The organism is Micromonospora sp. NPDC023814, from assembly GCF_040639595.1.
GTDB lineage: Bacteria > Actinomycetota > Actinomycetes > Mycobacteriales > Micromonosporaceae > Micromonospora.
On record NZ_JBFAAF010000011.1, the window covers coordinates 107,504 to 130,900 of the forward strand.

Annotated in this window: 18 protein-coding genes; 10 read left to right on the top strand and 8 right to left on the bottom strand. The window is 71.4% G+C overall.

The window, feature by feature from the left end; genetic code table 11:
• Positions 1–19: 19 nt before the first annotated feature.
• Complete coding sequence (locus tag AB0G14_RS08560; protein WP_357695188.1) at positions 20–3,343, bottom strand: beta-N-acetylglucosaminidase domain-containing protein; 3,324 nt, start codon at positions 3,341–3,343, stop codon at positions 20–22.
• A 504-nt stretch (positions 3,344–3,847) separates the two neighbouring features.
• Here AB0G14_RS08560 and AB0G14_RS08565 point away from each other — a divergent pair.
• On the top strand, positions 3,848–4,063 hold the full coding sequence (locus AB0G14_RS08565) for a hypothetical protein (RefSeq protein ID WP_357695121.1): 216 nt from the start codon (positions 3,848–3,850) through the stop codon (positions 4,061–4,063).
• A 21-nt stretch (positions 4,064–4,084) separates the two neighbouring features.
• On the opposite strand, the gene AB0G14_RS08570 is transcribed toward AB0G14_RS08565, so the two are convergent.
• From AB0G14_RS08570 to AB0G14_RS08585, 4 genes are all read right to left on the bottom strand, one after another.
• Positions 4,085–4,384 (bottom strand): helix-turn-helix domain-containing protein, encoded by a 300-nt coding sequence (locus tag AB0G14_RS08570; RefSeq protein WP_357695123.1) that lies wholly within the window; start codon positions 4,382–4,384, stop codon positions 4,085–4,087.
• A gap of 56 nt (positions 4,385–4,440) precedes the next feature.
• Complete coding sequence (locus AB0G14_RS08575; protein ID WP_357695125.1) at positions 4,441–5,145, bottom strand: hypothetical protein; 705 nt, start codon at positions 5,143–5,145, stop codon at positions 4,441–4,443.
• 149 nt (positions 5,146–5,294) lie between these two features.
• Positions 5,295–5,744: a hemerythrin domain-containing protein gene (locus AB0G14_RS08580; protein WP_357695127.1), complete on the bottom strand. Its 450-nt coding sequence runs from the start codon at positions 5,742–5,744 to the stop codon at positions 5,295–5,297.
• 134 nt (positions 5,745–5,878) lie between these two features.
• Entirely contained in the window at positions 5,879–6,685 is an 807-nt protein-coding gene (locus AB0G14_RS08585; RefSeq protein WP_357695129.1) for a DUF2249 domain-containing protein, read from the bottom strand.
• A 189-nt stretch (positions 6,686–6,874) separates the two neighbouring features.
• Between AB0G14_RS08585 and AB0G14_RS08590 the strand changes: the two genes are divergently transcribed.
• From AB0G14_RS08590 to AB0G14_RS08610, 5 genes are all read left to right on the top strand, one after another.
• On the top strand, positions 6,875–8,002 hold the full coding sequence (locus AB0G14_RS08590) for a hypothetical protein (RefSeq protein WP_357695131.1): 1,128 nt from the start codon (positions 6,875–6,877) through the stop codon (positions 8,000–8,002).
• Positions 8,003–8,007: 5 nt separating this feature from the next.
• On the top strand, positions 8,008–9,228 hold the full coding sequence (locus tag AB0G14_RS08595; RefSeq protein WP_357695133.1) for a hypothetical protein: 1,221 nt from the start codon (positions 8,008–8,010) through the stop codon (positions 9,226–9,228).
• Positions 9,229–9,230: 2 nt separating this feature from the next.
• Positions 9,231–10,598: a multicopper oxidase domain-containing protein gene (locus AB0G14_RS08600; RefSeq protein ID WP_357695135.1), complete on the top strand. Its 1,368-nt coding sequence runs from the start codon at positions 9,231–9,233 to the stop codon at positions 10,596–10,598.
• A 240-nt stretch (positions 10,599–10,838) separates the two neighbouring features.
• The gene (locus AB0G14_RS08605; RefSeq protein ID WP_357695137.1) at positions 10,839–11,060 is read left to right on the top strand and encodes a hypothetical protein; all 222 of its coding nucleotides are present in this window, start codon (positions 10,839–10,841) and stop codon (positions 11,058–11,060) included.
• Positions 11,061–11,206: 146 nt separating this feature from the next.
• Positions 11,207–12,907 carry an extracellular solute-binding protein gene (locus AB0G14_RS08610; protein ID WP_357695139.1) on the top strand — a complete coding sequence of 567 codons (1,701 nt, stop codon included), beginning with the start codon at positions 11,207–11,209 and terminating at the stop codon, positions 12,905–12,907.
• Positions 12,908–12,964: 57 nt separating this feature from the next.
• Here AB0G14_RS08610 and AB0G14_RS08615 read toward each other — a convergent pair whose 3' ends face one another.
• From AB0G14_RS08615 to AB0G14_RS08625, 3 genes are all read right to left on the bottom strand, one after another.
• A complete protein-coding gene (locus AB0G14_RS08615) occupies positions 12,965–14,203 on the bottom strand; it encodes an MFS transporter (RefSeq protein ID WP_357695141.1) in 1,239 nt (412 codons plus the stop codon).
• Positions 14,204–14,419: 216 nt separating this feature from the next.
• Positions 14,420–14,659: a DUF6457 domain-containing protein gene (locus AB0G14_RS08620; RefSeq protein WP_357695143.1), complete on the bottom strand. Its 240-nt coding sequence runs from the start codon at positions 14,657–14,659 to the stop codon at positions 14,420–14,422.
• A 17-nt stretch (positions 14,660–14,676) separates the two neighbouring features.
• Entirely contained in the window at positions 14,677–14,922 is a 246-nt protein-coding gene (locus AB0G14_RS08625) for a MoaD/ThiS family protein (RefSeq protein WP_357695145.1), read from the bottom strand.
• Between the two features lie 506 nt (positions 14,923–15,428).
• Here AB0G14_RS08625 and AB0G14_RS08630 point away from each other — a divergent pair.
• The 4 genes from AB0G14_RS08630 (at position 15,429) to narH (ending at position 23,380) form a co-directional block, all read left to right on the top strand.
• Positions 15,429–16,583, top strand: a complete 1,155-nt coding sequence (locus AB0G14_RS08630) for a TIGR04053 family radical SAM/SPASM domain-containing protein (protein WP_357695147.1) — start codon at positions 15,429–15,431, stop codon at positions 16,581–16,583.
• Between the two features lie 150 nt (positions 16,584–16,733).
• Positions 16,734–17,468, top strand: a complete 735-nt coding sequence (locus AB0G14_RS08635) for a helix-turn-helix domain-containing protein (RefSeq protein ID WP_357695149.1) — start codon at positions 16,734–16,736, stop codon at positions 17,466–17,468.
• 579 nt (positions 17,469–18,047) lie between these two features.
• On the top strand, positions 18,048–21,749 hold the full coding sequence (locus tag AB0G14_RS08640) for a nitrate reductase subunit alpha (protein WP_357695151.1): 3,702 nt from the start codon (positions 18,048–18,050) through the stop codon (positions 21,747–21,749).
• The gene (narH, locus tag AB0G14_RS08645) at positions 21,749–23,380 is read left to right on the top strand and encodes a nitrate reductase subunit beta (protein WP_357695153.1); all 1,632 of its coding nucleotides are present in this window, start codon (positions 21,749–21,751) and stop codon (positions 23,378–23,380) included. The genes AB0G14_RS08640 and narH overlap by 1 nt, the downstream gene beginning before the upstream one ends.
• Positions 23,381–23,397: the final 17 nt, after the last annotated feature.

The following is a 23,397-nucleotide window of genomic DNA, read 5'->3' on the forward strand; positions in this document are numbered from 1 at the left end:
GCACATCGGCGGAGGCCGGTCAGCCGAGACCGGTGAGGTGGTGCGCCTCGAGTTCGGCCGCGGTCAGGGCCCGGTCGTAGATCGCCGCCTCGTCGAGGTCGCCCTGGAGTCGCTGGTTCGCGTCGTCTCCGCGGCCACCGAGCTTGACGCTCGCCGTACCGCTGCCTGGCGACACCGACGTCGCGACGCTGTTGTCCGCCACCCCGTCGAGGTACACGGTCAGTCGTGACCCGTCGAAGACGGCGGCGACGTGGTGCCACGTGTGCGGTGTCAGCCGGGTGCGGCCGGTCACCAGGCCGTACCCCTTTCCGGCAGCGCCCAGCGACCACGCCTGCAGGACGCCGTCTGTCACCCTCAGCGCGTACCCGTTGACCGCCGGCCCGCTGTAACTCTCGATGATCGCCTGCCCCGGCGCCGGGGCGAGCGCGTCGAGCTTCACCCACGCCTCAAGGGTGAACGCGCCCTGGAGGTCGGTTCGCGGGCTTCGCGGCGCCTCGACGTACCCGGCGGAGAGGTCTGCCGCCCGGTCATCGGTGATCGCACCCTCGGCCCCCGGGTGGGCACCGGCCAGGTAGGTGCCGTTCTGCCGGCTGGCGGAGCCGTCCACGGCGGTGCTGGAGTCGGTCGCGTCGCCGAGCCGCCAGTAGCCGGCCGGGTTCGCCCCGGTCACGAGGTTCGGGTAGCTCTGCTCCCCGACCAGGATCGGGAGCGACACGTTCACCGGTGGGGCGCCGTCCTCGGCGAAGGACACCGTGACCTGGTGGCGTCCCGGCTCGGCACCGGCCGGGACGGTCACCTCCACCGGTACGCTCGCGCCGATGGTTCGGCCACCCGGCTGGGCACGGAACACCTGCTTCGCCGGGTCGATGGTCCAGCCGGCCGGGCCGGTGGCGCTCACCTGGCCACTGATCCGGTGATCCGCGAAGACCTCGAAGGTGACCTGGAACCGCTTCGTCTTCCCGGGCGCGATGAGCGATCCCGGCGGATCGACCGAGACGGTGCCGCTGAACACGTCGGAGTAGTGCGGGACGATCTCGTAGATGTGCGGGGCCGCGCCGCCCGACATCCACCGGATCCGTACCGCGCTGGCCGCGAGGTCCGCGGCCGGCACCTTGGTGAACCCGTCAGCTAGCGGTCCGAGATCCACCCAGGCGCCGTCGACCTGCGCCTGGATCATGCCGTCGGCGGGTGCGGTCGCGTCCTGCACCACGGTCACCGCCGACAGCCGGTGCGGCTTGGTGATCGGAACGGTGATCGCGTCGCCGTCCTGCGGCTTGCCGGCGGCGACGTACGCCGTGTCGTCGCGCCGGTCGGTCAGGTTGCCCAGCGCCGACCCCTGGGTGGCAGCCGGTAGGCCCGTGGGAGCGCCAAGGTCGCCGTACCAGCGGTCACCGATGTAGCCGTCGCTCTGGGAGGCCGCGAAGCTGAGCAGGTCGTCGACCGGACCGGGACTGATCTGGTGCCACGTCCGGTCGAGGATGCCGCGGGCCCGCGCCTGATCCCGTCGTGCCAGCCAGGCTGCTTCGCCGTCCCCCCGGTCCTGGGCCCGGAGGATGGCCGCGGCCGCCCGGCCCGCCTGGCCGGTCATCCCGACGCGGTCCAGCCAGGGCCCGATCTGCTTGAGCAGCGCGGGGTTGTCGAGCTGGGCACGGAGCGCGGCGGGCAGTTCCGCCAGGCGGCGCATCTCACGATCGAGCTGCTCGAGTTCGTCGCCCACCGGCCGGCCCGCCGAGTACTCGGCGATGAGCCGGTTGATGAGCGCGGCGAACTGCGGCCGTGCGGTGTTGTCGAGGACGCTGGCCCGGTTGTTCTCCGCGAACAGCCGCAGCTCCTGGTAGGCGTCGCCGCCGACGGTCTGCAGTGTGCGCGTCCATGAACGCTCCGGGTCGTAGGCCCCGGGGTTCCAGGCGTAGTCGGCCTGCGTGCCGAGTGAGATCAGCGAGGCCTCCTGGTGCTGGACCAGTTCGTTGAACGAGATGCCGATGACGTCGTCCGCCATGCTGGCGTCGCGGTTCACCAGTGGGCCCAACAGCAGCCGGTTGGGGCTGTAGTCGTTGACCGGGTAGTTGTCCCAGAGCATGATCCGGTGCCGCGGCCAGGCGGCCTGCGCGGCCCGGAGGTCGTCCCCGGTGATGCTCGGCGAGACCACTTCCGGCCCGGTCCAGTAGAGGTCGACGTCGGCACTCACCAACTCGTCGAACCGGCTCTTGTACGGCGTACGGGTCATGCCCCAGTACTCGGTCGGCACGGTCACCAGACGGGTGGCGCCCGGGTGCTTCTCGATGAACTCGCGTTGGACCAGGTTGGTGACCCCGGCCTGGGCGGCGGCGAGCGGCGACGAGTCGCCCTGGTAGGCGTCCCGGTCCTCCTGGCACGCGAAGTTGCCGGACACGTCGTCCCAGGCGATGACGTAACTGCGGACCCCGATCTCCCACAACTGCGCGAAGCGGGCCAGCAGCTTGGCCCGATCGGAGTCGCGCACGTGGCAGATCCCCTGACCGGGTGCCAAGGGCGCCTCCGGCGAGACCCGGTACACGAAATCGACATGACGCGACCGCGCCAGGTCCACGATCTCCCTCAACCGGCCCAGTTCCGCCTCGTCGTACAGGGAGTCCCAGTTCGAGCCGGTACGCAGATCGTCCGCAGGCCCGTAGAAGAACTGGTTCATCTTGTGCCGAGCCAGGAACTCGATCTGCGAGCGCCGGTCCTCCTGCGACCACACCGGTCCGTAGAACGACTCCATGCCGCCACGAATTCGGTAACCCGGCCAGTCGCGCACCGCCACACCGTCAACCGTTACCCGGGAGCCGTTCGACACGAGCAGCTGACGCAGTGACTGCACGGCGTAGAAGGTGCCGGGGCCGTCCACACCCGCGAGGACGATCCGCGGTCGCCCGAGACGATCGGGCCCGGCCGCCAGGACGTACCCCTCGCCGGGCAACCCCGCTGGTCCCTCGACCCCGAGGGCACTCAGCACCGCGGTGCTCGCCGACGTCTCGCCCGGTCCACCGAGAAGGATCAACGGGCGCGACGTCGACATGTCCGCGGTTCGGACGACCCTGGCTGTGACACCGTGCGCCCCGAGCAGTTCCACGAGCGATTCCTCGGCCGCCGAATCCACGGCCGCGCCCGCGACGACATCGACATTGCCGGGCAGGACGACGGACCCCGGACGCGGCGCTACCTGCTGCGGCACCGGAAGAATGCGCGCGGCATCCACCCGATCAGGAGCCTGGCCCTCGCCCCTGGCCGGAGGAGGGTTCACCAGCCCAATGGCGAGCCCGACCAATCCGGCGAACATTCCGACGCGGCGATAGCCACGAAACGAGCGCGACAGAAACATCACACCTCCACTCCTTCAATTTGGCTGGCGCTTGGTACCGGCAGGTATCCCGGCGTGACGCACACCGAGCGGAGCGCCGCGAAGGCTGAGGCCCGAGGCCCGCCGCTCCGGTGGGTCAGCAGACAGGCGGCCGGTTGGCGGAACCGTGGGTTCGCGCCCGCGCGACGGGCCTCCCGGCGACTGGCTGAGCCGGCCCGGTGCAACCGGACTCGTTCGTGCGGACGCAGGTGCCACCCAGGGCGGCCGACAGCCAACACGACAGTCGCGGCGCCGAACGGCCCCTCAGCCCTGCGCCGCATCCTCGACTCCCAACCACCAAGCCAGACCGGTCTATACCAGTAACAAGAATCCCTGTCGCGCCTGGCCACGTCAACCCTGCCGCCGAACCGCAGATGCGGGCGGCTGGCCATCGACCGTCGCGCGCAGCACTCGGGGAGAACCAGCTCGTGACCTGGCACGGCGCCGAACCACTTCGATCAGCACGACAGCGACGGAAGCAGAGCGATGCGACGCACGACCGGACGGCTGTACGTGCGCCTCGTGACCGAGAAAGACGCCGACCGGGCGAACGCCCTGTTCCACGCGCTCCCTAACAGCGGCCGCGAGCAGTTGGCCAGCGACGACGTGGCGGCGGTGCGGTCGGCGGCACCCATGCTCACCGAACTCGAACAGGTCTGGCGTCGATGGTCGACCACGACCTCGAGCCCGGCGGTCGGGTGACCTACTGCTCGGCGCCCTCGCCTACGAACCGCTGGTCGACATCGAGATGTTCACCCGCGTCCAGGCACTGCTCGCCAGTCGCAGGGATACGTTCACCGTCAACGGCCGATCCGTCTCCGCACAGGAGATGGATTTCCGCTCGGTGTGCCAGCGGGCGTGACGGGCGGCGAGAGTGCGGTTCCACGCCACCCGGATGCCGCCGAACGTGCGGTTCAGCACCGCCGCCCGCTCCGGGGTCGGGTACGCCCGACACCGGTACGCCGTCCGCGCACGACCAGCCTCACCACAAAGGACGATCGTGGTTGACAACGCGTCCGCCATTCCTCCCCGCCCTGAAGGGCGGGGGCATCCTGGCGGTAAGTCAGGTGACCTCGAAGTCAGCGACGAGGTCGTCGGTGAGCAGCTGGAAAGCCGGACTGCCAGGGCACGTTCGTGGAATCGCTGCGCAGCGAATCGGCCCAGGGTGAACCGCCGACCATCGCCGGCTCCGGTTCGTCGGCCTTACCCGGCTTCGTCGGATCCTCAGCCTGGTTCGACCCGAGCCCGTCGGCGCCGAGCGGGCGGAGTCCATCCGCGCCGAGCGGGCGGTCCCGTTCCGATGTCGACGGAGTGATCTTGTCGGGGACAACGGCCGCCGGCTCATCGGCGTCCGGCTGCGGCCAGCGCCGCCACCGCTGGACACTGGCGACCCCGACCAGGAGCAGCGAGCCCAGCAGCAGCGTCGTCCCGGTCCGTACGGGGGTGAGCAGGTCAATCTGGTAACCCGCCACGCTCAGCTTGTGACCGAGTAGATCCAGCAGCCGTGCCGGGCTGAACAACAGGCCTACGTAGCTGACCGAGTACGCCAGTCCGGTCAGCATCGAGCCGAGCGGGGAAATCCGTACGGTGGCGATGAGTCCGAGAAGAAGGCCAGCAGCCGCAAGCACCAGCAACGGCTTCAGCAGAGCGCCAGGGTCGAGGGCACCACCACTTTCCTGCGCATCCCCGAACACCCGCAGGGACCGGCCTTGTCCAGCGGCGAGCAGGACCCAGGCCAGCGGACCCACGACGAGCGCGGCGATTACGGTCTTGATGTGTCGCATTCGGGCAAGGTACAGAGCTTCCCTCGTCGATCGGCAACACGATAAGCAAAACTTAACCCGCCATCACGCTACGTCGTCCGGCGTAGCTGACAGTGTCGAGGGTGGGCTGCCGGCATGCGTTTCAATCGATGCTCGCGGCGTGCCCGTAACTACCGCGTCGCCGGATCGGGCTCCGCCATGCCGGTGATCCGGTCCCACGCCGGGATGGGCAGGGCGATCACGGCGGCCGGGAATAGCCCGTGCTCCTCGTTGTCGATGTGCCGGTGCAGCCGGTCCAGGGCGGCGAGCACGGCGGGCCAGTCCGGGGCCGTCCGGTCCACCGCACCGAGCACGCCGTGGATGTCGTCGTGTTCGGCGCAGAGCTTGTCGACGGCCTCGGCCAGGCTGCCCTCTTCGCGCAGTTCGACGAAGAGGCCGGTCTCCTCGGTCGCGGTGTGCGGCAGCAGCAGGGAGAGCAGCGAGTCCAGGGCGGCCAGCCGGTCGTCGGTCTCGGCGAGGATGGCCCGGCGGAGCTCGCCGGCCGCGTTGGCGATCTCGTCGTGCTCGGCCGACAGCCGGCCGATCAGCGGGAAGTCGCGGCAGCCGCAGTAGTTGCACATGTTCTTCTCCCTAGCTTCTCCAGGCGCGGTTCGATCGTCCACCCGGTGCGGCATGGCCAGCCAGGCCGAAAGACCCGCCGGTGCCGGGACGGTGGTCACACCGCCCGGCGTCCCGCAATCCGTCGTCGTGCCGGTCAGCGGGGTGCGAAGGTCCGGCTCAGCCGGATCTGCCACACCTGCGGGCCGTCCTGCAACCACTCCGTCGTCACCGCGCCGCCGTAGCGCTGGTCGATCTCGGCGAGCAGCGGCCGGGGCGCGTGCGGCGCGACCAGGACCAGCGCATCACCCGCCCCCAGCCGGTCCAGGGCGGCGAGCACGGTGGCGTGCCGCTGCCCGTGCGGCAGGTCCCGGACGTCCAGCCGGGGGTCGATGCTCAGCACCGGCGCCAGGCCTGCGCCGGCCGGGGCGTCCCCGCCACAACCACAGGAGCCACCGCCGCACCCGCCCCCGGCGGCCGGCGTCGCCTCGCCCAGCAGGTCGTGCATGCCGGCGAGCAACCCCGCGAGCGAGACGTCCGCGGCTCCGACCACTAGCGGTACGACCAGGTGGTTCTCCTTGTCGAGGTGCACCGCGAACAGCGCGGCGAGGGCGCGAGCGGCCGCTGCCGCGGGCACCGCGCGGGTGAGGCCGGCCAGCTCGGAGACGAGCCCGACGATCGCCTTGTGCTCACCGAGCATGCCGTCGACGAGCAGCTTCCCCTCGGCGAGTGCCGCCGCGGCGGGATACAGGGCGGCCTCCTCGGCGTGCGCGTGCGGCAGCAGCTCGGCGTGCAGCCACCGGACGAGTTCGTCGCGAGCGCGCATCGCCTCCGCGTCGTCGCCGCGGTCGGCTGCCTCCACCAGGTGGTTGGTCAGCGTGTCGAGGGTGGTGGCGAGTGCGGCGTGGTGTTGTACGACCGCCTCGGCTGCCTGGCGGTCCGCGGTCGTTTCCGACTGTGACATGGCGCCCTCCCGGGTTTTGATGCCGTTTGACGTTGTAACGTTAACCATCGTGAAAACCCGTGGAGAAGGGCCGGTTGGGGAGACGATGGACACTCCCCGCCATCGGGCCCTCCGCACCCGGAGCCGAGCGGCGATCCGCAACCTGGTGCGGCTCTTCCTGCCATTGGCGACGTCCGGCTTGGACCGGTCATGACCACGCCCCGGCCGATACCCGTCGCCTGGCGGCTGCCAGCCCTCGCCGCTGGCGGGGTCGCCCTGCTCACCGGTCTGTACGCGGCCCTGCTGCTGCTCGACACCCGGGTACCCGCGCCCCCAGGACAGTCGGCGGAGGTGCACGGGCCGCTGATGGTCCTCGGCTTCGTCGGGACCCTGATCGCCCTGGAGCGGGCGGTGGCACTGGGCGACCGCTGGGCCCTGCTCGCGCCGGCCTGCTCCGGCGGCGGCGCCCTGCTGCTGGTGCTCACCGGGCCGAGCCTCATCGCCCGCCTGTTGCTGATGGTCGCCTCGGTCCTCCTGCTCGGCGTCTACCGGCAGATCTGGCGGCGTCAGCCGGGCGTCGCGCTGCTCGCCCAGACTGCCGGCGCGCTGGCCTGGTACGCCGCCACGCTGCTCTGGCTCGCCGGACTCACCGTGGCCGAGATCGTGTCGTGGCTGGCCACGTTCGTGGTGGCCACGATCGCGGGGGAACGCTTCGAACTGGCGCGGGTGGCGCTGCCCCCACGCGCCGGTCGGTGGTTCCTCGGCGCGCTGTCGGCACTGATGGCCGGCGTGACCGCCACCGCCGTCTGGCCCGGCATCGGCCCGCACCTGTTCGGCGCCGGACTGCTCGCCGTGGTGGCCTGGCTCGCCGCCTTCGACGTCGCCCGCCGCACCGTCCGGAGCCGGGGTCTGCCCCGGTACGTGGCGCTGGGCCTGCTCGCCGGCTACGCCTGGCTGGGACTGGCCGGCCTGCTCTGGGCCGGGGCAGGCGCCAGCGCTGACGGCCCCCGCTACGACGCCACCCTGCACGCCGTCTTCCTGGGGTTCACCATGTCGATGATCTTCGTGCACGCCCCGGTGATCCTGCCGGCCGTGCTGCGCCGGCCCCTGCCGTACCAGCGCCTGCTGTACGTGCCGTTGGCGCTGCTGCACGCCTCCCTCCTGGTGCGGGTCGTCATCGGTGACGCCCTGCGGGTGCAGCCGGTGTGGCGTGCGGCCGGCGTGGCCAACGTCCTCGCGGTCCTCGCCTTCGTCGGCCTCGCGGTGGTGTCCTCGCTGCGACCGCCCCGAAACCGGGGCGCGTCGCCGACCCGACCCGTTCCGATGGCGGTGAAATGATGGCCGTGACGGATCGGGCGGCCACGCCCCCGTCGACGGGGACCGGTCGGGCCGGCTGGCACCGGCGGGTGACCGCGCTACCGATGGCGTACCTGGCCGGGCTGGTCGTCCTCGCGTTCAGCCACCCGTTCCTGCCCTCCTGGCGTTGGCTGGCGATCCACCTTCTCCTGCTCGGGGCGGTGACCAACGCGATCGTGGTGTGGAGCGCCCACTTCACCGTCGCCGTGCTGCGCGCCCCGGCACCGCCGAACCGCCGCGGGGAGACGGCCCGTCTCGCCGTACTCAACGTCGGCGTGGTGGCGGTGTTGTTCGGCGCCCTGGTTGGCCGGCCGTGGGCCGGAGTCGCCGGCGCGGCCCTCGTCTTCACCGCGGTCGCCGCCCACGCCCACTGGCTGGCCGGCCGCCTGCGCGCCGCACTGCCCGGCCGGTTCACGGTCACCGTCCACTACTACCTCGCGGCGACCCTCGCCATCGGCGTCGGCATCCCGGTCGGAGCCTGGATGCTGGTCGTGGACGACGCCACTCGTCCCCGGCTGATGCTCTTCCACGCCCACGTCAACCTGCTCGGCTGGGTCACCCTCACCGTCCTCGGCACGCTGCTGACGCTCTGGCCGACGGTGCTGCGCGCCCGGATGGCCGCCGGCGCCGCCCACGCCGCCACGCTCGCCCTGCCCCTGCTGACCACCGGACTCGTCCTGCTCGGCGTCGGACTGCTCGCCTGGTGGCGTACGGTCATCGGGGTCGGCCTGGTGCTCTTCGTCCTCGGCGCGCTGACCGCGCTGCGCCCCGCCATCACCGCCGCCCGCGCCCGGCCGCCCGCCTCCTTCGCCACCTGGTCGATCGCGGCGGCCGCCGGCTGGCTGCTCGTCGCGCTCGCCGTCGACACCGCGACCCTGCTCGCCAGCACCGGGCCGGAGGCGGCGGCGGGCCGCTTCGGGATCGTGCTCGTCCCGTTGCTGGCCGGCTTCGTCGCGCAGGTCCTCATCGGGTCGTTGAGCTACCTGCTGCCGGTGGTCCTCGGTGGCGGACCGGGGCCGGCGCGGCGCCGCATCGCCATCCTCGACCGCAACTGGCCGCAACGGGTGGCGATGGCGAACGCGGCCCTGGTGGTGTTCGCCCTGCCGACTCCCCCGTTCGTTCGCATCACCACCTCACTGTTGATCCTCGCCGCGCTGGTGCAGTTCCTCGTGCCGGCCGTGCGGGTCCTACTCGCCGCACGGAGGTAACCGTGTCCGGGCCCCACCCCACCACGCCGATCCGCCCCCTCGGTGGCGTCGCCGTAGGCCTCACCCTCGTGTTGATCGCCGTCCTGGTCGGCGTCGCCGGCCAGCGGCTCTCCACCGCGCCGTCCGGTGCCGGCACGACCGCGAACGGATCCGTGCCGGCCTCCGGGCGCACCACCACCGTCTCCGTGGTCGCGCAGGGGATGCGGTTCCAACCGGACCGGATCACCGTGCCGAGCGGCGACCGCCTGGTCATCGAGGTGACCAACCGTGACGACCGCCGCCACGACCTCGTCCTGGCCACCGGCCAACGGACCTCCGCCATCGGCCGTGGGGCGGCCGTGCGCCTAGACGCCGGCGTGATCGGCGGACCGGTGGCGGGTTGGTGCTCCCTGCCCGGGCACCGCCAGGCCGGCATGACGCTGACGATCACGACCACCGACGCGCCGGCCGGCACCGGGCACGAGAGCGGGCACACCACGCCCGGCGCGGAGGTGCCGCGCGTCGACGCCATGGCTGCCCCCGCGGCGACCTTCACCGCCCGGGACGCCGCCACGCCGGCCACCCCGCCCGGCCGCCTGCACAAGCGGGAACTGCGGGTGCGCGAGGTGGAGCGCGAGGTCGCCCCGGGCGTACGGCAGAAGCTTTGGACGTTCGACGGGATGGTCCCCGGGCCGGTGCTGCGCGGCAGGGTCGGCGACACCTTCGAGATCACCCTGATCAACGACGGCACGGTCGACCACGGGATCGACTTCCACGCCGGTGCGGTCGCCCCTGACGAGGTGATGCGCCCGATCGACCCCGGGCAGCGGTTGACCTACCGGTTCACCGCCACCCGGGCCGGCATCTGGATGTACCACTGCTCGACCATGCCGATGCTGCACCACATCGGCAACGGCATGTACGGCGCGGTCATCATCGACCCGCCCGACCTGCCCAAGGTCGACCGGGAATACGTCCTCGTCCAGTCCGAGCTGTACCTCGGCGGCGACGGCGAGCCCGGCGACCTGGCGAAGATGCAGGCGGAGCGGCCCGATGCCGTCGTCTTCAACGGCTACGTCGCCCAGTACGCCCACCGGCCGCTACCCGCGCGGGCCGGCGAGCGCGTCCGCGTCTGGCTGCTCGACGCCGGCCCCAACCGGGACAGCTCCTTCCACGTCGTCGGCGCCCAGTTCGACACCGTCTACCGTGAGGGGCGGTGGGAGAGCCGGCCGGCCGACCCTGGCGGGGCTCAGGTGCTTTCGCTGACTCCGGCCGCCGGCGGCTTCGTCGAGATGGTCTTCCCCGAGCCCGGACACTACCCGTTCGTCAGCCACGCCATGGTCGACGCGGAACGCGGTGCCCGGGGCATCTTCGAGGTGACGCCCTCCTGACAACAGGTCGTCACGGACGGCGTCGCATCCCGTGCCGACCGGTTGAGCGGCCGCTGCATCCGGTCCGGCGTGGTGTCGCTGGCGGCCTTCGCCAGGAGACGGGCATCGCCGTCCAGTCGAACCGCGAGACGACACGACACGCCGAAAGGCGACTGGCTTTCGTGCTGGCGGGGCCGTGGCACCATACCTCTGTCGTCCGTCGCATCGGCGCGGCTCGTCAAGGGGTTTCGTGGAGTCATAATGGCTGGGCTCAAGATGATCGATGTCGACCCGCACCAGAGCCCCTGGATCAGGTCCCAGTTCGCGAAGGAGATCGCCGCCGCGACGGGTCACTCCCTCCTGTGCGGCTCTTCGTCGTGGCGTACGTCGTCCGGCCTGTTGCCCGCCGCCGCACTGACCCCAAGCACCGAGCCGAATCCCGGGGAGGCGTCGACAGCCGACCAGGCCACGACCCTGCCCTGACCCACGAACACGATCCGGTCCGCACCGCACCGCGGCGCGGCCGGGCTGGTGGCTGATGTCGACGCCGTCAGCCGACACCCTGGAGGGACCAAATGGTTTCAGGTCGACCGACTGCCCGGCCGTGGCTGCCGTACACCGTAGCCATCGTGGCCGGATTCGCGATCATCGCGGCGGCCTACCTGATCGTCCGGCCGGCGGCGGACGTCGGGTGCACGCCGCTGGCGGTCAGCTCGTCGATCGAGAAGGACGTGCTGCTCGGCGAGTTGGCAGAGCGCTACAACAAGAGCGATCGGCGGTTCGGTGGCCGGTGCGCCGTGGTAACCGTGCATGGCCTCGCCTCGGGTGCGGCGACGGACGCGCTGGCCGGCGAATGGTCAGTCAAGCAGCCCAACCTGCCACGGCCGCAGGTGTGGTTGCCGACGTCGACCCTGTGGACCGGGCAGTTGAAGTTGCGGGACGAGGCCGCCGGGCGTCCGGCGCAGACCCCCGGCCGGTACCCGTCGATCGCGAACAGTCCGCTGGTCATCGCCATGCCGCAGCCGAAGGGAAAGTTGCTCCAACAGCAGGGTCCCCTCGGCTGGGGTGAGATCCTGGGCTCGTCCGGGCGCTCGGGCTGGGCCACCTTCGGTCGCCCCGAGTGGGGGCGGTTCACGTTCGGCAAGGTCAACCCGAACCTGTCCACCTCTGGGCTGGCGGCCACGATCGCGAGTTACTACGCGGCCATCAACCGGGCCAGTGACCTCACCGAGAGCGACCTCGCGAATCCGGCGGTGACCCAGTACGTCCGCCGCATCGAGGCCAACGTGTCCCACTACAGCGACGACATCGTGGATCTGCTGAAGGACCGCGCCGAGGCGGACCTGTCCGGCACGGCGGCTCCGACGGACATGAGCGCGGTGGTGACGCAGGAGGAGTTGGTCTACCAGTACAACGAGGGGGAGCTGAGCCCGACCCGGGGCGAGAAGCCGAGGGTCCCGCTGGTCGCGCTGTATCCGAAGGAGGGCACGTTCAACCTCGACCACCCGTACGTGCTGCTCCCCTCGGCCAGCCCGGAGCAGCGTGACGCCGCTGCCGACTTCCTGGCGTTCCTCCAGGAGCCGCCGCAGCAGCAGAGCTTCAGCCGGCTCGGGTTCCGCGACCACAAGCAGAACGCGTCCCGTCCGCTGATCGCCTCCGTCGGCGGGCGCGGGGCCCAGGACCTCACCTATTTCGACCCGCCGGATCCCACCGTGGTCAAGGCGATCCTCACCGGCTGGGGCACGCTGCGCAAGAAGGCGAACATCCTCGTGGCCGTCGACACGTCCGGTTCGATGAACGCAAAGATCGGTGACCGGACCAGGTTCCAGGTGGCGACCAGGGCCGCCGCCAAGGGCTTCGGCCTCTTGAACTCCGAGGACCAGGTCGCGCTCTGGTCGTTCTCGTCCGAGACGGAACAGCGGCCGAAGTCGCCGTACAGCGAGGAGGTCCGGCTGTCGGCGTTCGACCAGAGGTCGCTCACCAGTGAGATCAACAATCTCCACGTCGAGGGCGGCACCGCTCTGTACGCCACCGTGCGGGCGGCACACCGTCACATGCTCGATCACTATGACCAGTCCCGGATCAACGCGGTGGTCGTACTGACGGACGGCAAGAACGAGTACAACAAGGACAACAATCTCGCCCGGCTGCTCCGAGACGTCGCGTTGGATCCGGAACGACCGATCAAGATTTTCTGCATCGCCTTCGATGAGCAGTCCGATTTCGCGACGCTGGACCGGATCGCCAAGGCGTCCGCGGGCAAGGCGTTCGACGCCCGCGACCCAGCGAAGATCGACGACGCGTTCGTCAAGCTGGTCAGTAGCTTCTAGGACTGCCGTGGCGGCGGGGCGAGCCCGCCGCCACGGCAGCCGCTCGACCGCGGGATCTCACGCGGTCACCGGTTGCCGATTGGACCTGCGGGCGAGGCCGCCCATCCGCACCGCGGTGAACACCGCTGCGGCCAGTGCCACGTCCGACAGCAGCATCAGCCCGATCGAGTACGAGCCCTGCGCGCCGAACACCCAGCCCATGACGAGGGGCGGCACGAATCCACCGAGGCCGCCCGCCGCGCCGACCAGCCCGGTGACCGCGCCGACCTGCTCGGGCGGGGCGACCTTGCCGACCAGCGCGAAGACGGCTCCGCTGGCGGCGCCGAGCAGGATCGCCATGCCGAGGAGGGCCACCGTGGCCACCGGCATCAGCGACGGCTCGAAGGCCTGGACGACGGCCAGGGCGGCCACCAGGGCGAAGCACCACACCAGCACCGGCACGGGGTGCAGCCGGTCGGACAGCCAGCCGCCGAGGGGGCGGGCGGCCACGGCCAGCACCACGAAGCCGGCGGTGCGCAGCGCCCCGTCGGCGGCGCTCAGTTCGTACGTGGTGCCCAGGTAGGCGGGTAGGTAGACGCTGAAGGCGACGAAGCCGCCGAAGCCGACCGCGTACAGGAAACACAGCTGCCACGTCACGGTGAGCCGCCCGACGTCGGCCAGTCGCCGCCAGGGGGAGCCGGTGGGCCGCGTGCGGCCGGGGGCGTCGCGCAGCAGCAGGAACGCCAGCACCGCGTACCCGGCGAGGATCGCGGCGACGAGCAGGAACGGAGCCTGGTCGCCGTAGGCGTCGGCCAGCCGGACGGTGGTGAAGTTCGCAATCGCCGTGCCACCCATGCCCACGCCGAACAGCCCGATGGCGAAGCCCCGCCGCGCCGGCGGGTACCAGCCGGAGACGTGCGGGACGCCGACGGCGAACGCGGTGCCGCCGATGCCGAGGAAGAAGCCGGTCAGGATCAGCGCTGCGTAGGAGTCGACCACGGTGAGCGTCAGCACCGGAACGATCGTCGCCACGGTGACCAGGGGAAACACCAGGCGCGCGCCGTACCGGTCGGTGAGTGCCCCGACCGGGATGCGGCCGAGCGAACCGACGACCACCGGCACGGCGACGAGCAGCGACTGGGCGGCGAAGCTCAAGCCGAGCCGCTCCTTGATTCCCGGGCCCAGCGGTCCGAGCAGCGCCCACGCCCAGAAGTTGACCAGAAATCCGAGGGTGGCGACGGCGAGTTGAAGGGGCGCGCCGCTGGTTTTGGCCGGCTGCGTCCGGTTGCCCGCCGCCGGGTGTCTTTCACCGGTCATGGTCATCGCATTCTCCGAGATTGTCGAGGGGTGCCCCGAGCCGAAGAGGATCATCACGATCCGCTTCCTGGTTCTGAGCCTGTTGCAGCCGAACGGGACGAGTCAGGGCCGGAAGTCCCCACTCCGCGGCGCTCGGTGTCGGGAGCGCGTGCGCCAGCGGGCGCGCCGCCGCCCGGTCGGTCGGCCGGGAGGTGTGCGGATGCCCCGCAACGATGGTCACGTGGCCTCCTCAGGTACGAGGGCGGTCAGGGCGACACGTGCCACGTCGAGGTCGGCACGCCGCCCGACGGCCACCCCGACGAGATACGCCGCGAGCGGGCCTGCCGGACGGCAAACACCGTGCGCCACCGTCCGCACCAGGTCGAGCAGTGCGCGGGTGTCGTCGCTCGACGGCGTCGGCAGGTCGAGCGCCGCCGCGGCGCCGGTGAGCCAGTCGTCCAGCCGTGGGTCGGCCATGATGTCTCCTTCGTGGTTCAGCCGCCGGCGAACGGCGGTAGCACGTCGACCGTGACGGCCGGAGGTAGGAGCCGGTGTTCGTCGCGCCACTGGGTGCCGTCGACCAGGAAGCTGCACGCCCGCAGGGCGGTCCGCAGCTCCGGTCCGTGCCGGTCGCCGATCCGGTCGAGCAGTTCCGCCAGCGTGCCGGCCTGCTGGTCCTCCTCGGGCACCCCGGCGGCGGCCCGGGTGCCGCCGAAGTACCGGACCCGTACGGTGGTCATCGGCCCGTCCGGGTCCGGCCCCGGTGCCGAGGTGGTCCGTCCCAGCCGGTCCGGGTGGGCGTGCGGCCCCCCACGGCCACCAGTGCCCGCTCCGCCTCCTCGGTCGCTCGCGACATACGCCTCATGCCTCCGATCGGTCGCTGTGGCGTCCACGGTCGGACCGGTCACGGCACGCCAACCGGAGGGACGCCCGGCAATCCTGCCGACCCGATATCTCACTGGACCGGGCCGAAGGTCCCGAGATCACCGGGCAGTTGCGCCCGTGGTCGGGACGACCGGGGTACGCGGCGGCCACGGATGAGAATCGGGCGATTCGGCGGATGGGATCGAGCGTCCTCGGCCGTGCCGCCACGGCCCAGGCGACCGTGGCATTCCCGGGTCGAGCAGCCCACCGGCGAGGGGTCTCCGGTCCCTGGTGTGCGCCGTTTCCGCCGGGCACCGTCCACGCCGTGACACGGGTTACCACAGCGGGATCAGGCGGCGGGCCGCACCGGGCGGGAGCGTCGGTGCGGACACCACGACATGACGTACGGGAGCGCCCGTTCATCGTCATCTGGGAGGCCACCCGGGCCTGCCCGCTGGCCTGCCGGCACTGCCGCGCGTCTGCAGTGCCGCTGCGGGACCCGGCCGAGCTCGACACCGACGAGGCGACGACGCTCATGGCCCAGGTCGCCTCCTTCGGCCGCCCCGCGCCGCTGTTCGTGATCACCGGTGGGGACCCGTTCCAGCGGCCGGACCTGGCGACGCTGGTCCGCCGGGGAGACGAGCTGGGCCTGGCGGTGTCGGTGTCGCCGTCGGGCACCCCGACGCTCACCCGGGACGCCCTGGCCGGCATCCGGAACGCCGGCGCCCGGGCCATCTCGCTGAGCCTGGACGCGGCCACCGCCGCCGGACACGACGGGTTCCGGGGCGTGCCGGGAGTCTGGGAGCTCACCGGCCGGGCCTGGCAGGACGCGCGTGACCTGGGACTCAAGGTCCAGATCAACACGACGGTCACCCGGGACACGGTGCGCGACCTGCCGGCCATCGCGGCCTTGGTGCACGATCGGGGCGTCTCGCTGTGGAGCGTCTTCTTCCTCGTGCCGACCGGTCGTGGACGGGCGCTGGCGAGCCTGGACGCGGCGGAGACCGAGGACGTGCTGCACGTGCTCTACGACCTCGGGGAAACCGTGCCGGTGAAGACCACCGAGGCGCACCACTTCCGCCGGGTCTGCCTGCAACGCGACGCGCTGGCGGGCCGCGGGGAGGACCCGGTGACGGCGCTCGGGTTGGGGCCACTGTACCGGGAACTGCGCGCGCGCCTGGACGAGCACGGCCTGACCGGTCGGGCCGATCGGGTGCGACGGGCGCCACTACGGGTCAGCGCGGGCAATGGCTTCGTCTTCGTCTCGCACCGCGGGGACGTCCACCCGAGCGGGTTCCTGCCGCTGCCCGCGGGCAACGTTCGGCGGCTGTCGCTGGTAGACATCTACCGCAACTCCGAACTGTTCACCGGCCTGCGGGATCCGGGGCGGCTGCGGGGACGCTGCGGTGCCTGCGAGTTCCGCGCGGTGTGCGGGGGATCTCGGGCCCGGGCGTACGCCGTCACCGGGGACCTGTGGGGACAGGACCCGTCCTGCGGCTACCGGCCCGGCTCGTTTCCCTGGCCGGCGGAGAATTGACCAGTTGTCGTCCCTCCCTGCGGATCCATCTGTGTCGGCCTCGCCAAACCCGTCCCGCCGGGACCAGGGTCCCGGTCGCTGTCGGGAATGTGAGCGGGAGAACCCGACTAGCGGGTTTTTACGGCGGGCGACGTTGTAACGTTGTCCAGCGTGGAAAGCACGAGGACAGGGCCGATCGGGGAAGTGATCGACACGGGCCGGTACCGGGCGCTCGGCACCGCGAGCCGGGCCTCGATCCTGGAGATCATCAAGGCGTCCGGGGGCGGCATGACCATCGCGGAGGTGGGAGAGCGGGCCGGGCTGCACCCGTCGACCGCCCGGGCCCACCTCGACCGGCTGGTCGACGCGGGCCTGCTGGTCAAGGCCCGGGCCAGCGGCGGTCAGCCGGGCAGGCCGGCCTGGCGTTACCGGACCGTCGCAGCCGAGGCGCCTGCGCCCGCGCCGTACCGGGCCCTGGCCGTCGCTCTGCTCGACCATCTGTCTCGGCGTAACCGGGGTGACGTGCGGGCCGAAGCCGCCCGGGCCGGGCAGGACTGGGGCCGGCAACTGGCCGCCGTCACCCCGCCCGGTGACGACCCGACCGACGTTCTCCTCGCCGTGCTGCGCGGCCTCGGCTTCAGCCCTCGCCTGCACCACACCGGCGACGGGCGGACCGAGATCCACCTGCACACCTGTCCCTTCCTGGAGCTGGTCAACCGCAACCCGGACGCGATCTGCAACCTCCACGTCGGCGTGGTCCAGGGTGCCCTGGAGCAGTCCGGGGCCCCGTCCGCCAGCGCCGTCCTCGAGCCGTTCGGCGCGCCGGACGCCTGCGTGGTGCGCCTGGTCGTGCCCACGGCCGACACCGCCGGCCGGCGCCGCTCGGGAGCCCGGACGGCGTCCTGACGAGCACCAGCTCCACCCGGCCGTGCTGGCGGGCCCCGCCCCTTGCCGCCGGCGGCTGCGCCCCTGCTGACCGGCCGGCAGGCGGCACCACCGCTGACCCGACCTGCCGCTGCCGGCGGCACGACGGTGTCGGACGGCACGGTAGGCCGACGAACCGCGCCGCTGCGCGGCAGCCCTTCCGATTCACCGTGCCGTGACCACGGCCTCGCGGCAATTCGGCCGCCGTCACCCTTCCACGCGTGACTGTTTCTCGTGCAGGAACACGTGCTGGACGACCTGCGTGCCGCGTGCCGGCGTGACCCGCTCCGTACGGTTCGCGATCCGGCGCCGGATCACCGGCCGATGAGCTCCGGACTGCTTTCACGAAGTGCCCGGACGGCATGGGATCGCGCAGAAGGGCAGCCACCGGACGTTGCCACCGCCGTTCCCGCTGGATCAGGACTTTGGTCCTTCCGGCTCAGGACCGCAGCCTCCCGCTCCGGAGGTTGTCGCACTGGAGGCTGTGGTGGTGCGGCGCGGCAGCGCGGCACCGACGCGCCACAGGCCGTCGCCTCACTCGACGCCGAAGGAGTGACCGCCGTGTCACCACACCGCTCGCCGGACGCCGCCCAGCCTCCCGCGACGGACCAGGTTCCGGGCGTGGCGCCGCTGCTGGCCGCTCGCCGCTTCCTGACCGGGGCAACGACCGGCGACCACGGTCGGACCCTGCACCAGGTCGAGGAGAACGGCTGGGAGTCGTTCTACCGCGACCGCTGGCGCTACGACCGCGTCGTCCGCTCCACCCACGGCGTCAACTGCACCGGCTCGTGCTCCTGGAACGTCTTCGTCAAGGACGGACTGATCACCTGGGAGCACCAGGCCACCGACTACCCGACGACGGGTGCGGACTCCCCGGACTACGAGCCGCGCGGCTGCCCCCGGGGCGCATCCTTCTCCTGGTACGAGTACTCCCCGTCGCGGGTACGCCACCCGTATGTGCGCGGGGTCCTTGCCGAGATGTTCCGGGAGGCGCACCAGCGCCTCGGCGACCCCGTGTCGGCCTGGGCCGAGATCGTGGAGAATCCGCTGAAGGCACGGGCCTACAAAAGCCAGCGCGGGCGCGGCGGCTTCGTCCGTGCCACCTGGGACGAGGCGATCACCATGACGGCCGCCGCGCACGTCTACACCACCAAGACGTACGGGCCGGACCGGGTCGTGGGCTTCTCGCCGATTCCGGCGATGTCGATGGCGTCGTTCGCCGCCGGCACCCGCTACCACGCGCTGCTCGGCGGCACGCTGCTCAGCTTCTACGACTGGTACGCCGACCTGCCGGTCGCCTCGCCCCAGATCTGGGGTGACCAGACCGACGTGCCCGAGGCGGGCGACTGGTGGAACGCCACGTACCTGATGATGTGGGGCTCCAACATCCCGGTGACCCGCACGCCGGACGCGCACTTCCTGGCCGAGGCCCGCTACAAGGGGACGAAGGTGGTCGCGGTCAGCCCGGACTACGCCGACAACGTCAAGTTCGCCGACGACTGGCTCGCCCCGCACCCCGGCACCGACGGTGCTCTCGCCATGGCGATGAGCCACGTCATCCTCACCGAGTTCTTCCGCGACCGGCAGGTGCCGTACTTCACCGACTACGTGAGCAGGTACACCGACCTGCCGTTCCTGGTCACGCTCCGGCAGCACGCGGGCAGCGGGTGGACGCCCGACCGGTTCCTCACCGCGGCCGACCTCGGCGACGACGGTGGCGAGCACAAGACGGTGCTGGTCGACGAACGTACGGGCGAACCGGTTGTGCCCAACGGCTCGCTCGGCTTCCGCTACGGCGCCGACGACGCCGGCCGGTGGAACCTGGACCTCGGCGATGTCGTGCCCGCCCTCGGCCTGCTCGGTTGTACCGACGACGCCGTGGAGGTCGACCTGCCCCGCTTCGACGTCGGCGACACCGAAGGCGGCACCACGATGCGCCGCGGCGTGCCGGTCACGCGCGTGGGCGACCACCTCGTCACCACCGTGTTCGACCTGCTGATGGCCCAGTACGGGGTGCGCCGCGGCGACCTGCCGGGTGACTGGCCGACCGGGTACGACGACGTGGACTCCCCGAACACCCCGGCCTGGCAGGAGCAGATCACCGGCGTGCCGGCGGCGCTCGCCGCCCGGATCGCCCGCGAGTTCGCCCGCAACGCCGAACGCAGCCGGGGCCGTTCGATGATCGTCCTCGGCGCCGGCGCGAACCAGTGGTTCCACTCCGACATGACGTACCGGGCCTTCATCGCGCTCGTCACGCTGACCGGCTGCCAGGGCGTCAACGGTGGCGGCTGGGCGCACTACGTCGGCCAGGAGAAGGCCAGGCCGCTGACCGGCCAGCAGCACATGTCGTTCGCCTTCGACTGGCAGCGCCCGATGCGCCACCAGGCCTCCACCCCGTTCTGGTACCTGCACACCGACCAGTGGCGCTACGAGCGGGTGCCCGCCGACGAGCTGTCGTCACCGCTGGGTACCGGCCGGTTCGCCGGGATGGCGTTCGCGGACACGGTCGCGGCCGCCCAGCGGATGGGCTGGAGCCCCGGCCACCCGGCGTTCAACCGCAACCCGCTGGACCTCACCGACGAGGCGGCCGCCGCGGGCCGCACGGTCCAGCAGTACGTGGTGGACGAACTGAAGGCCGGCCGGCTCAGGGCGGTGGCCGAGGACCCCGACGACCCGATGAACTTTCCCCGGTGCCTGACCCTGTGGCGGGCCAACCTGCTGGGCTCCTCGGGCAAGGGCAACGAGTACTTCATGCGGCACCTGCTCGGCGTGGACTCCCTCGCGAGCGCAGAGGAGTGCGCCCCCGGCCAGCGGCCCCGCGACGTGCTCTGGCGCGACGAGGCGCCGACCGGGAAGCTGGACCTGCTCACGGCGATCGACTTCCGGATGACCAACACAGGCCTGCACGCCGACATGGTCCTGCCGGCCGCCACCTGGTACGAGAAGCACGACATCTCGACCACCGACATGCACCCGTTCGTGCACGCGTTCAGCCCGGCCGTCGAGCCGCCGGCGGACGCGCACACCGACTACGACACCTTCCTCGCCCTCGCCGACCGGTTCAGCGAACTCGCCAGCGTTCACCTGGGTGTGCGCCGGGACGTCCTCGCGGTGCCGTTGCAGCACGACACCCCGGACGAACTGGCCACGCCCGGTGGCCGGGTACGCGACTGGAAGACGGGCGACTGCGAGCCCGTACCCGGTGTCACGATGCCGAAGCTGGTCGAGATCGAACGCGACTACTCGCTGATCGGCGCCAAGATGCGCGCGGTGGGTCCGCTGCTGGACACCCTCGGCACCACCACCAAGGCGATCACGGTCGACGTCACCGCGGAGATCGAATACCTGCGGCACCAGAACGGCGTGGTCGCGGACGGCCCCTTCGCCGGGCGCCCGTCGTTGGCCACCGCCGACCGGATGTGCGAGGCGATCCTCGCGTTGTCCGGCACCACCAACGGACGGGTCGCCGCAGCCGGCTTCGCCGCCCTGGAGGAGCGTACCGGGCAGCCCTTCGTCGACCTGGTCGCCGGCCACGAGCAGGACCGGATCTCGTACCCGGACACCCAGGACGCGCCGCAGCCTGTCTTCACCAGCCCAGAGTGGTCGGGGTCGGAGAAGGGCGGCCGCCGGTACTCGCCGTTCACCCTGAACGTCGAACGGTCGAAGCCGTGGCACACCCTCACCGGGCGGCAGCACTTCTTCGTCGAGCACGACTGGATCGCCGAGATCGGTGAACAACTGCCGGCCTTCCGCCCGCCGCTGAACATGGCGCGCCACTTCGGCCGGCCCGGCGAACTGGTGGACGGCGGTGTGACGGTGCGGTTCCTGACGCCGCACGCCAAGTGGTCGATCCACTCCATGTACCACGACAACGAGCTGATGCTCGCGCTGTCGCGGGGCGGGCCGGTGATCTGGATGAGCGTCGAGGACGCCGCGAAGATCGGTGTCAGGGACAACGAGTGGGTGGAGGCGCACAACCGCAACGGCATCGTCGTCGCCCGGGCGGTGGTCAGCCACCGCATGCCCGAGGGAACGGTGTTCCAGTACCACTCGCCGGAGCGCACCGTGAACGTGCCGAAGGCCGAGAAGAAGGGCCGCCGCGGCGGCTACCACAACTCGATGACCCGGCTGCTGATCAAGCCCACCCACCTCGCCGGTGGGCACGCCCAGCTCACCTACGCCTTCAACTACTACGGCCCGATCGGCAGCCAGCGCGACGAGATCACCGTGATCCGCCGTCGCAACCAGGAGGTGGAGTACTGATGCGGATTCGTGCGCAGGTCGCCATGGTGATGAACCTCGACAAGTGCATCGGCTGCCACACCTGCTCGGTGACATGCAAGCAGACCTGGACCAACCGTGAGGGCACCGAGTACGTGTGGTTCAACAACGTCGAGACCAAGCCGGGCATCGGATACCCCAAGCACTACGAGGACCAGGACCGCTGGCACGGCGGGTGGAAGCTCGACGGCAAGGGGCGGCTGACCCTGCGCTCCGGCGGGCGGGTCAAGCGGCTGACGCGGATCTTCGCCAACCCGGACCTGCCGTCGCTCGACGACTACTACGAGCCGGCGACCTTCGACAAGGACATCCTCGTCAGCGCGCCCGCCGGCCTCACCGACACGCCGGTCAAGCGGCCGTACTCCGCCCTGACCGGCGAGCCCATGTCGGTGCAGTGGGGCGCGAACTGGGAGGACAGCCTCGGCGGCGCCCACGAGCGCGCCGACGCCGACCCGAACATCGCGCGTATGCCCGCCGACGCCGCGGCGAAGGTCAGGTTCGAGTTCGAGAAGACCTTCATTTTCCACCTGCCGCGCATCTGCGAGCACTGCCTCAACCCGGCGTGCGTGTCGGCATGCCCTTCCGGCGCGATGTACAAGCGGGAAGAGGACGGCATCGTGCTGGTCGACCAGGACAAGTGCCGGGGCTGGCGGATGTGCGTGTCGGCGTGCCCGTACAAGAAGGTGTACGTCAACCACGCCACCGGCAAGGCCGAGAAGTGCACGCTGTGCTTTCCGCGTATCGAGGCCGGGCAGCCCACCATCTGCTCTGAGACGTGCGTGGGGCGGCTGCGCTACCTCGGCATCGTCTTCTACGACGAGGACGGTGTGCTCGCCGCCGCATCGGTACCGGACGAGCGCGACCTGCTCGATGCCCAGCGCGACGTCTTCCTGGACCCGCACGACCCGGCGGTGCAACAGGCGGCCCGCGACGCTGGCATGCCCGACGAGTGGATCGAGGCGGCGAAGCTGTCGCCGGTGTGGCGGCTGATCAGTGAGTACCGCATCGCGCTGCCGCTGCACCCCGAGTACCGCACGCTGCCGATGGTCTGGTATGTGCCCCCGCTGTCGCCGGTGCTCGACGCGGCCGGCGCGGCCGGCCGGGACGACACGGACGCCGACGAGGTGTTCCACACCATCCGGGACCTACGTATCCCGGTGGAGTACCTGGCCGAGCTGTTCACCGCCGGCGACGCCGACGCCACCGCCGGCGTGCTGATGAAGCTGGCCGCCATGCGCTCGTACATGCGCGCCCGCACCCTCGACGGCACCGTCGCCGAGGACCTGTTGGACCGCATCGGGATGACCGCCGGCCAGGTCGAGTCGATGTACCGGCTGCTGGCGATCGCCAAGTACGACGAGCGGTACGTCATCCCGACCGCCTACCGCGCCGACGCCGCCGCCCTCGAGGCGCAGGCCGCGCAGACCGGCTGCTCACTCGACTGCGAGGGCGGACCCGGTATGGGGGGCGAGGCGACGGTCGCAGCGGCTGTGGAGCGCTTCCACCTCGTCGACGGCAAGGACGACGTGCACGTCGGCCGGCGCGGGCTGGTCACCCGTCGCCGCGACGGGCGGGCCGGGCTGTCCATCAACCCGCTGCGGGGCCAGTCATGACCACCTCCGCCATCGAC

What these genes read in the sequence shown, in the direction of transcription:
- AB0G14_RS08580 (WP_357695127.1), bottom strand. Translation starts at nt 5,744, where the DNA reads ATGTGCAACTACTGCGGCTGCCGCGACTTCCCGCTGATCGGCCGGCTG.
- AB0G14_RS08560 (WP_357695188.1), bottom strand. Translation starts at nt 3,343, where the DNA reads ATGTTTCTGTCGCGCTCGTTTCGTGGCTATCGCCGCGTCGGAATGTTC.
- AB0G14_RS08575 (WP_357695125.1), bottom strand. Translation starts at nt 5,145, where the DNA reads ATGCGACACATCAAGACCGTAATCGCCGCGCTCGTCGTGGGTCCGCTG.
- AB0G14_RS08590 (WP_357695131.1), top strand. Translation starts at nt 6,875, where the DNA reads ATGACCACGCCCCGGCCGATACCCGTCGCCTGGCGGCTGCCAGCCCTC.
- AB0G14_RS08620 (WP_357695143.1), bottom strand. Translation starts at nt 14,659, where the DNA reads ATGGCCGACCCACGGCTGGACGACTGGCTCACCGGCGCCGCGGCGGCG.
- narH (WP_357695153.1), top strand. Translation starts at nt 21,749, where the DNA reads ATGCGGATTCGTGCGCAGGTCGCCATGGTGATGAACCTCGACAAGTGC.
- AB0G14_RS08565 (WP_357695121.1), top strand. Translation starts at nt 3,848, where the DNA reads ATGCGACGCACGACCGGACGGCTGTACGTGCGCCTCGTGACCGAGAAA.
- AB0G14_RS08585 (WP_357695129.1), bottom strand. Translation starts at nt 6,685, where the DNA reads ATGTCACAGTCGGAAACGACCGCGGACCGCCAGGCAGCCGAGGCGGTC.
- AB0G14_RS08615 (WP_357695141.1), bottom strand. Translation starts at nt 14,203, where the DNA reads ATGACCGGTGAAAGACACCCGGCGGCGGGCAACCGGACGCAGCCGGCC.
- AB0G14_RS08570 (WP_357695123.1), bottom strand. Translation starts at nt 4,384, where the DNA reads ATGGCGGACGCGTTGTCAACCACGATCGTCCTTTGTGGTGAGGCTGGT.
- AB0G14_RS08625 (WP_357695145.1), bottom strand. Translation starts at nt 14,922, where the DNA reads ATGACCACCGTACGGGTCCGGTACTTCGGCGGCACCCGGGCCGCCGCC.
- AB0G14_RS08605 (WP_357695137.1), top strand. Translation starts at nt 10,839, where the DNA reads ATGGCTGGGCTCAAGATGATCGATGTCGACCCGCACCAGAGCCCCTGG.